A 13,208-nucleotide genomic window follows, 5' to 3' on the forward strand; every position below is an offset into this window, starting at 1 on the left:
ACCGCGCTCGCCGGAGCGTGCGCCGAACCGCCGGTGGCACGCCCGCGCGTGCTCTGTGCGCCAGTGGATACCGTGATGCCGGTCACCCTCCCCCATATCACCAGAGGTCGCCCCCGGGGACAAGCCCCGGTTCCGGGGGAACGTGCCGCCGCCCGGAGCCTCACGTACGACCGGTGGCCTCCGTGTAGCTCCGGTGGTACTCCTCACCGATCTCCCTGAGCACGCGGCCGATCCGTTCGTAGGCCTCGTGGTCGAGGTTGGCCAGGCTGATCCGCACCGACCACTCCGGCCCGTCGAACCCGCCGCCGTTGAGGAGCACCACGCCGTCCTCCCGGGCCAGACGCAGGACCGGGTCCACCGGTTCGTGGTTCGCGCGGATCCACGCGGCGAACTCGCCTCCCCAGTGGCGCTCGGCCCAGGCCAGCAGGTCGAGTTCGACGTAGTAGCCCGCGCGCCGGGGGTCCTCGGGCAGGGGTGCCCCCAACCCCTCGGCCAGCGCCGCGAGCCGCCGCTCCAGGACGCTCATGACCGGTGCGCGGTACTCCTCGTCGGCGTGGGTGAGCGCGAAGAGGGCGAACAGCGCCATCTGCACCTGCTGGGGAGTGGACAGCCCGGCGGTGTGGTTCAGCGCCACCGACCGGCTGTCGGCCACCATGCGGTCGACGAACCGCATCCCCGGCACGTCCAGCGACAGCGGGGAGTAGCGCCGCCGCACGGCCTCGGCGTCCTCGCCGTCCAGGCGGGCGATCAGGTCGTCCACGACGTTGTCCGGTTGGAGGGCGATCACCCCCAGCCGCCACCCGGTCGCCCCGAAGTACTTCGAGAACGAGTACACGCCGAGGGTGTTGCGCGGGCACACCTCCAACAACGAGGTGAAGCCGCGCACGAACGTGCCGTACACGTCGTCCGTGACGATCACCAGGTCGCGGTTGCGGCGCTCCACGATGTCGCGGACACGCTCCAGCGAGCGCTCGGACAGTGCCACCGAGGGCGGGTTGCTCGGGTTGACCACGCACAGCAGCCGCACCGACGGGTCGGCCAGCCTGTCCAGCTCGGCGTCGTCGTAGTCCCAGGTGTGGAAGTCGCCCTCGGTGCCGCGTGAGGCGGCGACCTCCACCACGTCGAAGCCGTAGCGGTCCAGGCGGGGGATCTCCAGGTAGGGCGCGAAGATCGGCGTCATCAGCGCGATCCGGTCGCCCCGCCGCAGGACCCGGTTGGCCTGGAGGGAGTCGAAGACGTAGCACATGGCGGCGGTGCCGCCCTCGACCGCGAACAGGTCGTAGGGGGTCTCCGGGGCGCGGTCGCCCATCGCCCGGACCAGGTACTCGTGCACCGACTCCGCCACGAACGGCAGCACGCGGCCGGGCACCGGGTAGTCGTCACCGATGACGCCGTCGACCAGTTCGTGCAGGACCTCGTCGCGGCGGTGGTCCTCCACCCGGTCGAGGACGCGGCGGAGCAGGTCCGCGCCGGGCTCGCCCGCGTTCTGGTCGAGGAACAGCAGGAGGCGTTCCCCGACTCCCTCGACCGCGGGCATCCCGGCGACGGCGGGCCACTCGTTCCAGGTGCGGCGGCACTCCAGCACCGCGAACCGGCCCAGCAGGAAGAACGCCTCACGGGGTGGGGCCGCGGTCCAGTTCGGGTTCCCGCGCCCGGCGTTGAGCATGGCGTGGGCGCTCTTGTGCGAGGACTCCCCGGCCAGGTCCATCAGGTGGTCCCTGAGCTCGAAGGGGCTCAGCCCCTCCAGCCCGCGCTGGATCGCGCGGTCGTCGTCGGGGTTGGTCATGGGACCCCTTCCGGTCGGCTCCCCGGAGTGAGCGCGCTCGTTCGCCGTGCCGGAACGGGCTGCCCGGCGCGGGGTCAAGCCGAACCCGCACCCACGTCCGTGCTTCGCCTGGTCAGGGGAGCGCGCGTGAACCGGGTGCGCGCACACGTGGTCATCAAACAGGTGAATGCGGTAACAATGGTGCGTCCCGGAAGCGTCGACGGCGCCGACCTTCCCCCGAAGTCCGCCGTCGGTCCTCCCCGCCCGTCCACGGAAGGCGACCCCCCCATGCGACGCACCCTGCTGTGTGCTGCCGTGCCCCTGTTCCTCGCGCTCACCGCCTGCTCGGGAGGGGACGAGGCCCCCGCCGAGGAGACCGCCGAGGAGGCGGCCCAGGAGGACGGCCAGGGCACCACCGAACCCAGCGAGGAGGACACCGCCGAGGCCACCGACGCCGCCCGCACCGTGGCCGAGGGGTTCGTGGCCGCGTTGGTCGCCGGGGACGGCGAGCTGGCCTGCACCTTCGCGGACGAGAGCGCCCAGGCGGCGATCGTCGGCCAGGGTGACGACGGCCAGGACTGCGTGGCGGCCTTCCCCGACTACGTCGCCGGGTTGCCCGGAGCCGAGGAGATCGAGGTCGGTGAGATCACCGTGAGCACCGACCTGAACGGGGAGACCCTGGTCGCCAACGTCGAGATGGTCCACCCCGAGGAGACCCTCGGCTCCCTGGAGGTGCGCGAGGTCTCCAACGACGAGTGGCGCGCCACCCGCCTGCCCGGCACCACCCTCGGCGGCGCCTGAGCACCGACGGCCGCTCCCCGCGTGCGGTGTCGGCCACGGACCCGGGTGAGGGGACGAACACCTCCGGTGCCCGGGCCGTCGCGGCCCCGACCCTCCGCGCTCTGGGAGAGTGGTCGACCAAGGGGCGCGGTACGACCGCGCGCCCCGTGGCACACATCGAAGGAGATGCGGGATGATCCTGATCGTCGTCAAGTTCCGGACCAAACCGGAGGCCGTCGACGGCTTCCTCGACGCGGTCGCCGACTTCACCGCGGCCACCCGCGCCGAGCCGGGCAACCTGTGGTTCGAGTGGTCCCGCAGCGTCGAGCGCGACGACGAGTTCGTGCTCGTCGAGGCGTTCAAGGACGGTGCCGCCGAGGCCCACGTCAACAGTGACCACTTCCGCGCCGGGCTGGCCTCGATGAAGCCGCTGCTGAAGGAGACCCCGCTGATCGTCAGCCGCGTGGTCGACGGCGAGGGCTGGGACCGGATGGGCGAGCTGACGATCGACGAGTAGCGTCGACGCTGTTCGACGGTGGCTGGAACCAGGTGGAAGGGGAGCGGAAGTTTGGGCACGTACGTGGCGGACGACGACCGGTACGACTCTCTGGAGTACCGGACCTGCGGCAGGAGCGGGCTGAACCTGCCCAGGCTGTCGCTGGGACTGTGGCAGAACTTCGGTGACGACCGGGACCTGGAGGGGCAGCGCCGCATCCTGCGCCGCGCCTTCGACCTCGGCGTCATCCACTTCGACCTGGCCAACAACTACGGCCCGCCGCCGGGCAGCGCGGAGGCCAACCTCGGCCGCGCCCTGGCGAAGGACCTCGGCCCCTACCGCGACGAACTGGTGATCACCACGAAGGCCGGGTGGGTGATGGGGCCGGGTCCGCACCAGCGGGGCGGTTCACGCAAGTACCTCCTGTCGTCGCTGGACCGCTCCCTCGCCCGGATGGGCCTCGACTACGTCGACGTCTTCTACAGCCACCGGCCGGACCCGGACACCCCGCTGGAGGAGACCATGCTGGCCCTCCACCACGCGGTGGTGTCCGGGCGGGCCCTGTACGCGGGGATCTCCTCCTACGGTCCGTCGCTCACCCGTCGGGCCGCGGCGATCATGCGCGACCTCGGCACGCCGCTGATCGTGCACCAGCCCTCGTACTCGATGCTCAACCGCTGGGTCGAGGACGGTCTGTTGGAGGCCGCGTCGGACGAGGGCATGGGTGTGGTCGCCTTCTCGCCGCTGGCACAGGGGCTGCTCACGTCCCGCTACCTCGGCGGTGAGGTGCCCTCGGACTCCCGGGCGGGGGTGGGGCGGCCCAGCTGGCGGGAGAACATGCTGACCGAGGAGGTGCTCGGCCGGGCCCGGGCGCTCAACCAGATCGCCGCCGAGCGCGGTCAGACCCTCGCCCAGATGGCCATCTCCTGGGTCCTGCGGGACCAGGGGCCGCGCACGGTCACCACCGCGCTGGTCGGCGCCTCCAGCGTGGAGCAGTTGGAGCAGAACCTCCGGGCGGTGGAGAACACGGAGTTCTCCCAGGAGGAGCTGCGCGACATCGACCGCTGGGCGGTCGACTCCGACGTCAACATCTGGTGGGGCGCCACCGCCTCCAAGGAGTAGGCCGCGGCCGGGGCGGACCCCGGGCCTACCGGTCGTCGCCGGGCCGGTCCCGGGATCCGTCCTGTTCCCCGACCTCCTCGGACCGGTCCCCATCGGCCGGATCGGTCCCGTCGGGGACCTGCTTCCAGTAGTCGGGAGAGCGGACGGCCTTCTCCGCCTGGCGCTGGACGATCCTGAAGATCCCCAGCACCAGGAAGATGACGGCGACGGGTACGGCGATGCCGACCAGGACTCCGAGTGCGGGCCATGCGAACACCGGCCTCACCTCCTCGTCCCCATCCTCCCCGCTCACCAGCGGGTTCACCCTCGCGTCAGCGGATCGGCAGACCCGTGACGGTGCGGCCGATGATGAGTTTCTGGATCTCGCTGGCGCCCTCGAAGATGGTGAAGATGGAGGCGTCGCGGTGCCAGCGTTCCACGGGGTAGTCCCGGGTGTAGCCGTTGCCGCCGAGGATGCGCAGGGAGTTCTGGGTGACGTAGGTGGCGGTCTCGGAGGCGTAGAGCTTGCTCATGGAGCCCTCGGCGTTGGTGAAGTCCTTGCCGTTGCGGGCCATCCAGGCGGCTCGCCACACGAGGAGGCGGGCGGCGTCGATCCGGGTGGCCATGTCGGCCAGGAGGAAGGCCACGCCCTGGTTGTCCCCGATCGGCCTGCCGAACTGCTCGCGCTGGACGGAGTAGTCCCGGGCGTACTCGTAGGCGGCGCGGGCGCAGCCCACCGCCATCGCGCCCACGGTCGGACGGGTCGCCTCGAAGGTCTTCATGGCGGCCTGGCCCTTGGAGCGCCTGCCCTCCTTGGCGCGGGCGATCCGCTCGTCCAGTTTCTCCTTGCCGCCGATCAGGCAGGAGCCGGGGACGCGCACGTCGTCCAGGACGACCTCGGCGGTGTGTGAGGCGCGGATGCCGTGCTTGGCGAACTTCTGGCCCTGGGACAGGCCGGGGGTGTTCGGCGGGATGACGAACGAGGCCTGCCCGCGCGAGCCCAGCTCGGGCTCGACCGAGGCGATCACCACGTGGACGTGGGCGATGCCGCCGTTGGTGGCCCAGGTCTTGACGCCGTTGATCACCCACTCGTCCTTGGCCTGGTCGTAGACCGCGCGGGTGCGGATGGCGGAGACATCGGAACCGGCGTCGGGTTCGGAAGCACAGAACGCGGCGACCCTGACGTCGTCGGGGGTGCCGAACATCTGCGGCGCCCACTCACCGATCTGCTCGGGCGTGCCGGTCTTGCTCAGGGAGGCGGCGGCCAGGCCGGTGCCCATGATGGCCAGGCCGATCCCGGAGTCGCCCCAGAACAGCTCCTCGATGGTGACGGCCATGCCGAGGCCGCTCTCCTCGAAGGCCTGGGTGGCGAAGAAGTCCAGCGAGTACAGGCCGATCTTGGCGGCCTCCTGGATGATCGGCCAGGGGGTCTCCTCCCGCTCGTCCCACTCGGCGGCGGCGGGGCGGATGACGTCGGCGGCGAACCCGTGGGCCCAGTCCCGGACGTCGCTGATCTCTTCGGGAAGCTGGAGGGAGAAGTCGGGCACGGAGTGGCTCCTTGGGGGTCACGCGGGGACACGGGGGCGGGGCTCTGGGTGTTACCAGTGGTTACCCTGATGAATATTACTTATCAGTAGCATTCGGCTCCCCGGAGAGGCCGAGCGGGGGGTGGTCCGGGATGGCCCGCCGCACCCGTTTCGGGCCGGTCCTATCAGGGGAAAGCGCCTCTTCGCCGCCCTTTCCGGGGATAGGCGGACTGCTAGGCTCTCGTGTGTTCTGGATCACATATACGAGGAAGCTGCCCCAGGAGCACACATGACCTCCGCCCCCGGCACCGCGGACGATCCCACGAACCGCACCCTCCCCGAACTCCTCCTGCGCAACGCACGCGAGCACCCCGAACGCCCCGCCCTGTCCTGGCGCGAACCCGGCGCCACCGCCTGGACCACCCTCACCTGGGAACAGGCGCGCGAGGCCGTCGCCGCCCTGGCCGAGGGGTACGCCGCCCTCGGCGTCCGGCCCGGCGACCACGTCCTGCTCATGATGGGCAACCGGCCCGAGCACTGGCTCTCCGACCTCGCCCTGGTCCACGCCGGGGCGGTCCCCACCACCGTCTACTCCACCGCCGCCCCCGAACAGATCGGCTACGTCTGCCGCCACAGCCGTGCCCGCCTCGCCGTGGTGGAGGACCCCGACGTCGCAGCCCACTGGGAGAAGCTCCTCGACGACCCCGGCACCGCGCTCGAAACCCTCGTGGTGCTGGACCGGCCCGATCCCGGACGCGGCCACACCCCCTACGACGGACTGACCGACACCGTGCCCTCCGGCGCCTCCGACCGCTGGCGGGACCTCACCCCCGACCACCTGGTCACCGTCGTCTACACCTCCGGCACCACCGGCGACCCCAAGGGGGCCGCCATCACCCACCGGCAGGTCATCGCACAGGCGACCGCCCTCGACGCCGCGGTGGACCTGCCAGAGCACCCCAGCCACGTCTGCTACCTCCCGCTCGCCCACATCGCGGAACGGCTGCTCAGCCTCTACCTGCCGCTCTTCCGCGTCTCACACGTCTGGATGTGCGCCGACCCCGCCGCTCTCGCCGGTGCCCTGCCCGAGATCCGGCCCCCGCACTTCGTGGGGGTGCCGCGCGTGTGGGAGAAGCTGGCCACCGGCGTCCGCGCCTCCCTCGCCGCCCTGCCCGAGGAGATCGCCGCCGTCGTCGGGACGGCCCGGGAGGTGGCCGGCGACTACCACGGCCACAGGGAACGCGGCGAGGAGGTCCCCGCCGAACTGGAGGAGCGCTACCGGGAGGTCCACGCCGCCGTGCTCACCCCGTTGCTCGCACGGCTGGGCCTGGACCGGGTGCTCCTGGCCTCCAGCGCCTCAGCGCCCATGCCGGTGGACGTGCTGCGCTTCTGGGCGTCCCTGGGAGTGGCCGTCATGGACGTGTGGGGGCTCACCGAGTCCGTGGGCGTGGCCACGCTCAACACCCCGGAGGACGGGCGCAACCGGCTCGGCTCCGTGGGCCGCCCGATCGGGGGCATCGAGGTACGGCTGGCCGACGACGGAGAGGTGCACCTGCGCGGGCCCTCGGTCTTCGAGGGCTACCTCCAACCGGACGGGACGGTCAGCCCCGCCACGGACGAGGAGGGCTGGTTCGCCACCGGCGACGTGGGCCGGGTCGACGAGGACGGCTTCCTGTGGATCACCGACCGCAAGAAGGAGATCATCGTGACCTCGGGCGGCAAGAACATCCCGCCCGTCCTGGTGGAGAACACCCTCAAGGAGCACCCGCTGGTCGGCCAGGCCCTCGTGCACGGCGACGCCCGCCCCTACCTGGTGGCGCTGCTCGTCCTCGACGCGGAGATGACGCCGCTGTGGGCGGGCGAACGCGGGCTGGACGCCGAGGGCGCGGGGCTGGTCGAGCACCCCGAGGTACTGGCGGAGATCAAGCGCGCGGTGGCGGCCGCCAACGCCCGGCTCAGCCGTCCCGAGCAGGTCAAGCGGTACCGGCTGCTGGCGGGGGAGTGGGGGCCGGGCACCGGTGAGCTCACCCCCTCGCTCAAGCTCCGCCGCCGTGTGGTCGAGGAGCGCTACGCGGAGGAGGTGGCCGCCCTCTACCGGGACTGAGCCGAGGGCGCCCCGACCGGGCCGGGTACCGCCGCGCGACCCGGCCCGGAACGGGTCAGGAGGCCAGCGCGGGGGCCAGCCGGGAGAGGGAGCCGAGCAGGCCGGACTCGCCGGGGATCGCCTGCGCCACCACGTGGTCGGCCCCGGCGTCCAGGTGCGCCCGCAGCGCCGCCGCCACCCGGTCCGCGTCGCCCTGCGCGACCAGGTCGTCGATCAGGAGGTCACTGCCCTCGTCGGCGAGGTCCAGCACGGTGTACCCCAGCCGCTCCAGGTTGGCCGCGTAGTTGCGCATGCCGAGGTAGAACGACATCCCCCGGCGGGCCTCCTCCCGCGTCCGCGCGCGGTCGGCGCCCAGCACCAGCTTGTGCTCGGTGGCGAGGAGGGGCCCGTCCCCGAGCACGCCCCGGGCGAACCGGGTGTAGGCCGGGGTGACCAGGTAGGGGTGGGCGCCCGCCGCCCGCTCGGCGCTCAGCGCGAGCATCCGCGGGCCCAGCGCCGCCAGCACCCTCCGGTCGGCGGGGACGCCCTCGCGGTCGAGCACGTCCAGGTAGTCCTCCATCCCCTGGAGCGGCCGGACCGCCTCGGGCCCGTTGAGCTCCCGGTGGCCGGCCCCGATCCCCAACAGGAACCGTCCCGGGTAGGCGGACTCCAGGCGCGCGAAGGCGTCCGCGACCTCCTCCGCCGGGGCCGCCCAGATGTTCACGATCCCCGTGGCCACCGCCAGCCGCGACGTCGCGGCCAGAGCCGTGGCCGCCGGTTCCAGATCGGCCGGGGTGGAACCGCCGAGCCACACGGCGCCGAACCCCAGGCGCTCGATCTCGGCGGCGACGTCCTCGTCGAGGTCCTGGTGGCGCAGCCAGACGCCGTACCTGCCCAGGTCGACCGGTGTCGCGTTCAGACCCATGGATACTCCTCGGTGAGCTCGGTGATCCCGGCGGTGCCGCCACCAACCTACGGCGGCGCGGGGCGGAGGTCGCGGACCCGCGCCCTCCGCGCCCGTCGGGGCCCGCGCAGTATCCTGCGGGGGCGGGCCCCGACCCCCGGGGGCTTCTCCTCTGACCCCCTGGAGACGGCGAGATGAGCGTGCACCTGTTCCCGGTCGACGACTTCGACCTGGTCGTCACGGTCCAACAGGACTACGAGAGCGACACCCCCATGGACACCCACCACCTGAGCCCGGGGGAGACCCGGACCTTCGGGCGCGGCGGCCGCGACCGCGACGTGGACATGAGGCTCGGAGCCGGGGACCGGGCGGTGCACCGGCACGCCGGGGACATCACCTCACACGGGGACCACTGGAGGATCAGCAACCTCAGCCCCAACAAGTCCTACATCGTGGAGAACACCGAGCGGTCGGCCGGGTACGTCCAGGTCCAGCCGAACACCCACGGCATGGTGGTGCCCTTCGAGACCTCCCGGGTGCGCATCCCGGGAGCGACGGGTGAGCACAGCTTCCTGGTGATGGCCCCGGCGGCGTGCAGCGCCGTCCTCTCCCCCAGGGGCGCCTCCGACGAGGACGGGTGGGCGGACACCACCAGCGAACGCACCGAGGCCAACAGCTTCCGGATGGACCGGTGGCACACCTACTACCGCGTCCTGGTCGCCTTCTGCGAACCCCGGCTGCGCGGCCTCTCCCCGCCGGTCCCGACCCAGAACCAGGTGGCGCAGCGCCTGGGGATCGGCACCGCGGCCGTGAACGCCCAGGTGAACTACCTCCTCAAGGACAAGTTCAAGGTCGAGCTGGAGGGCGGCGGCCAGGGTCAGGGATGGCGGTCCCAGGTCCTCATCGACAAGGCGCTCCACTTCGGCGTGGTCACCGTGCGGGACCTGCGTCTGCTCGACGACCAGAGCGGCCCCAGGACCCCCGCGTAGTGTCCGCCGTCCCAGGGCGCGGAACGGCGGACGCCACGCGCGCGCCGACCGCTCAGCCGGGATCGCGGCCCCGGCTGAGGCGCCGCTGCACCAGCACCACGGTGATCAGGAACAGGCCGCTGACCACCTCCTGGAACGCCGAGGTCAGGGAACCGACGGCGTTGATGACGTTCTGGATGACGCCCAGCAGCAGGACCCCCACCAGGGTGCTGCCGACGAACCCGTAACCGCCGGTCAGCAGGGTCCCGCCGATCACCACCGCCGAGATCGCCTGGAGCTCCGTGCCGATCCCGAAGATCGTCACGCCCGAGCCCAGCCACACCGCGTTCAGCGCCCCCGCCGTGCCCGCGCACAGACCCGAGAACGTGTACACCGCGATCCGGGTCCGCGCCACCGGCACGCCCATCAGCGCGGCGGTCCGCTCGTTACCGCCCACCGCGTACACGTGCTGGCCGACCGTGGTGCGGCGCAGCACCAGGCCGCCCACCACGAACACCGCCACCACCAGCAGGAACGGGTACCCGAGCACCCCGAACAGCTTCCCGTGCACCAGCGCCGACAGGGCCAGCCCGTCCGGCACCAGGTAGGTGGTGTTGCCCTCGTCGGACACCGACAGCATCAGCCCCCACGCGCCCAGCATGGTCGCGAGGGTGGTGATGAACGGGGCCAGCCGCGCCCGCGCGATCAGCACCCCGTTGAGCAGCCCGATCAGACCGCACACCGCCAGCGGCACCGCCATCAGCGCCAGCTCCCCGTACTGTGAGGCCCACGCGGCCAGCACCCCGCCGAGCGCGAACACCGTGCCCACCGACAGGTCGATCCCGCCGGTGATGATCACGAACGTCATGCCCAGTGCGATGACCGCCAGGAACGACGCGCTCACGGCGATCCGGTTCAGGTTGCCCAGGGCCAGGAAACCGTCCAGGCTCGCCCCGGCCACCGCCACCACCAGCAACAGCACCACCAGGGCGCCGTGCCGCGCGGCCAGCTCACGCCAGGGGACACCGCCCCGGGCCGCCTCCCGGACGCCCACGCGCGGCCCCGCCCCGTCCACGGTGGTCCTCATGTCCTCCCCCGATCCCTTGCCAGGTAGACGGCCCCGATGATCACGGCCGTCTGCGCCATCTGCGTCCACGACGGCGGCAGGTCGTGCTTGATGAGCGTGGCCACCAGCAGCTGCATCAGCACCGCCCCCGCCACCGTCCCGGCGATCCGCACCCGCCCGCCGGTCAACGGGGTGCCGCCGACCACCACGGCGGTGATCGCCGACAGTTCGATCAGCACGCCCACCGAGTTCGGGTCGGCGGCCTGCAACCGGGCGGTCACCAGGACCCCGGCCACCGCCGCCAGGGCGCCGCTCAGCGCGTACACGCCGAGCAGCACCCGCCGCACCGGCAGCCCGGACAGCTCCGCCGCCCGCCGGTTGCCGCCCACCGCCACCAGCCGTCGGCCGAACACGCTCCGGCGCACCAGGAACGCCACCGCCGCCACCAGCAGTGCGGCGATCCACACCACGTAGGGGACGGCGAGGAACGACCCCGAACCCAGTTCCCGCAGGTCCGGGTTGCGGACACCGTCCAACTGCGGCAGCAGCACGAGGGCCAGCCCCCGCCCGCCGATCATCATCGCCAGGGTCACGATGATCGCCTGGACACCGGCGAAGGCCACCAGCACACCGTTGGCCGCCCCGGCGAGCGCGCCCACGCCCACCGCCACCAGTACGGCCACCAGCGGCCCGTACCCCAGGTACAGCGAGATCATCGCGGCGGACAGCGCCATCACCGAACCCACACTGAGGTCGATGCCGCCGGTCGCGATCACCAGCGCCATGCCCAGGGCCACGATCAGCACCGGGGCGACCTGCACGGCCTGCGTGCGGAAGTTCTCGAAGGACAGGAAGTGCGGCGTGAACGCCACGTTGAACAGCACGACCAGCGCCACGCCCACGTACACGCCGTAGTCCCGCATCCACAGCAGGACCCGTTCACGGTCCACGCGGGGGCGCCCGAGCAGGGAGTCGTTCACCGCTCCCCACCGCCCCGGGCGATCGCGGACAGCAGGGCGTCCTCGGTGACCTCGTCACCGACCAGCTCGCCCACCACGGCGCCGTCCCTGAGCACCACCACCCGGTCGGCGCCCTCCACCAGCTCCTCCAGGTCCGAGGACACGAGCAGCACCCCCAGGCCCTCCTCGGCCAGTTCGTCCACCAACCGCTGCACCTCCGCCTTGGCGCCCACGTCGATCCCGCGCGTGGGCTCGTCGAGCAGCAGCACCCTCGGTTCGAGCGCCAGCCACCGGGCCAGCAGCACCTTCTGCTGGTTACCGCCGGACAGCTCCTCCACCTTCTGGTGCGGCCCCACCGCCTTGATCCGCAGGAGCCGCATGAACCGCTCCACCACCCGGTCGATCGCCCGCTCGGACACCAGCCCGAACCGGCTCAGCCCCGGCATGGCGGCGAGTGCGATGTTCTCCCGGATGGACAGGCCGGGAACGACGCCCTCGTGCTTGCGGTCCTCCGGCAGCAGACTCACCCCGGCCCGGATCGCGGCCGCCGTGGACCCCGTCCGCAGCGGGACGCCCACCACCGAGACACGGCCCTCGTCCAGAGGAAGCGCGCCCGCGATCGCCTTCACGGTCTCGGTGCGGCCCGAGCCCAGCAGGCCGCCGAGCCCCACGACCTCGCCCGGGCGCACGGTCAGCGACACGTCGTGCAGCCGGTGCCGGGCGCCCAACCCCTCGGCCTCCAGCGCGGGCGTCCCCGACCACGCCTCGCGGCCCCCGGAGAACGTGGTGGCGCCCTCGCGCTCCACCCGCTCCATGTCCCGGCCCAACATCAGCGACACCAGCCGCAGCCGTTCCAGGCCGGCCATCGCGCCCCGGTGCACCAGACGCCCGTCCCGCAGCACGGTCACCCGGTCGCACACCCGGTACAGCTCGTCGAGGCGGTGGCTCACGTAGACCACCGCCACGCCCTCCTCACGCAGCCGTTCGATCACCCCGAAGAGCGTCTCGACCTCGCGCGGCTCCAGCGACGACGTCGGCTCGTCCATAACCACCACGCGGGCCCGCGCCGACACCGCCCGCGCCAGCGCCACCATCTGCCGGGCGCCCATGGACAGGGTCCCCAGCGGACGGCGCACGTCCACGTCCACGCCGTAGTCCCCGAGCGTCCGGGCGGCGTCGCGGTGCATCCGGGCGAAGTCGATCAGCCCGAACCGCTTCGGCTCACGCCCCAGGTACAGGTTGCGCGCCACGCTCAGCAGCGGCAGGAGGTCGACCTCCTGGTAGATGGTGGCGATCCCCTCCCGCTGCGCGTGCAGGGGCGTGGCGAACCGCGCGGGCTCCCCGTGGTGGCGCAGCTCGCCCTGGTCGGGCCGGTACACCCCCGTCAGCACCTTGATCAGGGTGGACTTGCCCGCGCCGTTCTCTCCGACCAGCGCGTGCGCCTCGCCCGGAAGCAGCTCGAAGTCCACCCCGTCCAACGCCAGGACGCCCGGGAACCGCTTGGTCAGCCCGCGGGTCTCCAGGACCGGAACGGTCACCGTCCCACCCCCTCCGCGCGCC

Annotated in this window: 12 protein-coding genes; 5 read left to right on the forward strand and 7 right to left on the reverse strand. The window is 72.3% G+C overall.

What is annotated here, in order from left to right; all coding sequences use genetic code 11:
• Positions 1–160 precede the first annotated feature (160 nt).
• The gene (locus AC0VYM_RS07980; RefSeq protein WP_475460625.1) at positions 161–1,786 is read right to left on the reverse strand and encodes a bifunctional aspartate transaminase/aspartate 4-decarboxylase; all 1,626 of its coding nucleotides are present in this window, start codon (positions 1,784–1,786) and stop codon (positions 161–163) included.
• A 267-nt stretch (positions 1,787–2,053) separates the two neighbouring features.
• On the opposite strand from AC0VYM_RS07980, the gene AC0VYM_RS07985 reads away from it, so the two are divergent.
• The 3 genes from AC0VYM_RS07985 (at position 2,054) to AC0VYM_RS07995 (ending at position 4,163) form a co-directional block, all read left to right on the forward strand.
• Positions 2,054–2,566: a lumazine-binding domain protein gene (locus AC0VYM_RS07985; RefSeq protein WP_475460627.1), complete on the forward strand. Its 513-nt coding sequence runs from the start codon at positions 2,054–2,056 to the stop codon at positions 2,564–2,566.
• Between the two features lie 172 nt (positions 2,567–2,738).
• On the forward strand, positions 2,739–3,062 hold the full coding sequence (locus AC0VYM_RS07990) for a putative quinol monooxygenase (RefSeq protein ID WP_017545306.1): 324 nt from the start codon (positions 2,739–2,741) through the stop codon (positions 3,060–3,062).
• Between the two features lie 51 nt (positions 3,063–3,113).
• Positions 3,114–4,163 (forward strand): aldo/keto reductase, encoded by a 1,050-nt coding sequence (locus AC0VYM_RS07995; RefSeq protein ID WP_475460629.1) that lies wholly within the window; start codon positions 3,114–3,116, stop codon positions 4,161–4,163.
• Positions 4,164–4,188: 25 nt separating this feature from the next.
• Here the strand turns inward: AC0VYM_RS07995 and AC0VYM_RS08000 are convergent, their stop codons facing one another.
• Positions 4,189–4,419, reverse strand: a complete 231-nt coding sequence (locus AC0VYM_RS08000; RefSeq protein WP_475460631.1) for a hypothetical protein — start codon at positions 4,417–4,419, stop codon at positions 4,189–4,191.
• A 55-nt stretch (positions 4,420–4,474) separates the two neighbouring features.
• On the reverse strand, positions 4,475–5,689 hold the full coding sequence (locus AC0VYM_RS08005) for an acyl-CoA dehydrogenase family protein (protein ID WP_475460633.1): 1,215 nt from the start codon (positions 5,687–5,689) through the stop codon (positions 4,475–4,477).
• A gap of 268 nt (positions 5,690–5,957) precedes the next feature.
• Between AC0VYM_RS08005 and AC0VYM_RS08010 the strand changes: the two genes are divergently transcribed.
• Positions 5,958–7,772, forward strand: a complete 1,815-nt coding sequence (locus tag AC0VYM_RS08010; protein ID WP_475460635.1) for an AMP-dependent synthetase/ligase — start codon at positions 5,958–5,960, stop codon at positions 7,770–7,772.
• A 55-nt stretch (positions 7,773–7,827) separates the two neighbouring features.
• Here the strand turns inward: AC0VYM_RS08010 and AC0VYM_RS08015 are convergent, their stop codons facing one another.
• On the reverse strand, positions 7,828–8,676 hold the full coding sequence (locus AC0VYM_RS08015; RefSeq protein ID WP_475460637.1) for a TIGR03620 family F420-dependent LLM class oxidoreductase: 849 nt from the start codon (positions 8,674–8,676) through the stop codon (positions 7,828–7,830).
• Positions 8,677–8,849: 173 nt separating this feature from the next.
• Here AC0VYM_RS08015 and AC0VYM_RS08020 point away from each other — a divergent pair, with 173 nt between their 5' ends.
• The gene (locus AC0VYM_RS08020) at positions 8,850–9,644 is read left to right on the forward strand and encodes a winged helix-turn-helix domain-containing protein (protein WP_475460639.1); all 795 of its coding nucleotides are present in this window, start codon (positions 8,850–8,852) and stop codon (positions 9,642–9,644) included.
• 52 nt (positions 9,645–9,696) lie between these two features.
• Here AC0VYM_RS08020 and AC0VYM_RS08025 read toward each other — a convergent pair whose 3' ends face one another.
• The 3 genes from AC0VYM_RS08025 to AC0VYM_RS08035 are packed head-to-tail and all read right to left on the reverse strand — an operon-like array spanning position 9,697 to position 13,186.
• Positions 9,697–10,710 carry an ABC transporter permease gene (locus AC0VYM_RS08025; protein WP_475460641.1) on the reverse strand — a complete coding sequence of 338 codons (1,014 nt, stop codon included), beginning with the start codon at positions 10,708–10,710 and terminating at the stop codon, positions 9,697–9,699.
• On the reverse strand, positions 10,707–11,669 hold the full coding sequence (locus tag AC0VYM_RS08030) for an ABC transporter permease (protein WP_475460643.1): 963 nt from the start codon (positions 11,667–11,669) through the stop codon (positions 10,707–10,709). Before AC0VYM_RS08030 ends, AC0VYM_RS08025 begins: the two co-directional genes overlap by 4 nt.
• On the reverse strand, positions 11,666–13,186 hold the full coding sequence (locus AC0VYM_RS08035) for a sugar ABC transporter ATP-binding protein (RefSeq protein WP_475460645.1): 1,521 nt from the start codon (positions 13,184–13,186) through the stop codon (positions 11,666–11,668). The genes AC0VYM_RS08030 and AC0VYM_RS08035 overlap by 4 nt, the downstream gene beginning before the upstream one ends.
• Positions 13,187–13,208: the final 22 nt, after the last annotated feature.

The organism is Nocardiopsis sp. iso_237, from assembly GCF_056173345.1.